A 979-nucleotide genomic window follows, 5' to 3' on the forward strand; every position below is an offset into this window, starting at 1 on the left:
GCGGAGCGCCGCGTGATGCAGCCCGGGGCAAGGCCACCTTGCCTCTCGCCCCGGCTCAGGCCCACGGCGGCGGCTCATAGCAGGACGAACGAGAAGTCCCTGTGAGTTCTGCGGTTCAGCGGAATGTCGATCTTGACGCGGCGAGCGATCTCCCCGCGGCTGATGCCCAGCCCCCTGGGCGATGAGCCGTTCGGGGCGAAGGGGCACGGGCTCGTCGAAGATGGCCGAAACCTGGACGGGCCAAGGGCTTTCGGGAGGGGACGGGGCGAGCAGTTCCCAGCATGAGTCCCACGCCAGGGCGAACCGGTTGCGCCGGGCGATCAGCGGGTCGAGAAGGACGCGGGCGACGAGGGCAGAGGAGTTGCCGCAGCAGCCCTGCAGAAGGATCGGATCCAGGTACCGGACCGGGACGCGATCGTGAACGGTGATTTGGCTGGTGGGGTCGCAGGAAACGCAGGCGACCAGGAGCCAGATGTCGAGGAGTTTGCCGTTGGCACTGACGCGGAACGTCCCGTCGCCGGTGCTGGCGAGGCCGGAATGGCAGTGGACGCAGCGGAACGCGAGCAGGGGAAGGCGCGTGCGCCGAACGGTCCAGGACAGAACGATATGAGGACGCGTAGACATGATCTCTCTTAAGACCTGACGGAAGGCATGGGAAAAGAGCCGACGGCGACGTCGGCGACCGATGCACGGGAAGGTGTCAGGTCTAAAGAGCAGGCGGGGTCACGCGGGGTGAAGTCCTCTCGTGAGTGGGTCGGAGAAGAAGATCCAGTTACAAGGTAGGGCGGGACGGGCTGGCGAGGCCACCCACTTTTGTCCTGGTGCCGAGTACTGAGGGGCGGGGTCGGCGAGCTGGGCGTCGACCACGCGCCGATCGCCCCGCGGCCCCTTCTGCCGTATTCCGGCCGCCCCCAACCTGACGTGCAGGCAGGCATGGGGCAGAGGCTCTGCAATAGCGCCGCACGGCGCACTCTCATCG

General features: G+C 67.2%; 1 protein-coding gene. It reads right to left on the bottom strand.

Annotated features, from left to right (window positions below):
• Positions 1-624, bottom strand: a 624-nt coding sequence (locus I8N68_RS32450; RefSeq protein ID WP_234041013.1) for a DUF1062 domain-containing protein, incomplete at its 3' end; no start/stop codon positions are given.
• Between the last annotated feature and the right edge of the window lie 355 nt (positions 625-979).

This window comes from Micromonospora coerulea, assembly GCF_016598485.1.
GTDB classification, from domain to species: domain Bacteria; phylum Actinomycetota; class Actinomycetes; order Mycobacteriales; family Micromonosporaceae; genus Micromonospora; species Micromonospora coerulea.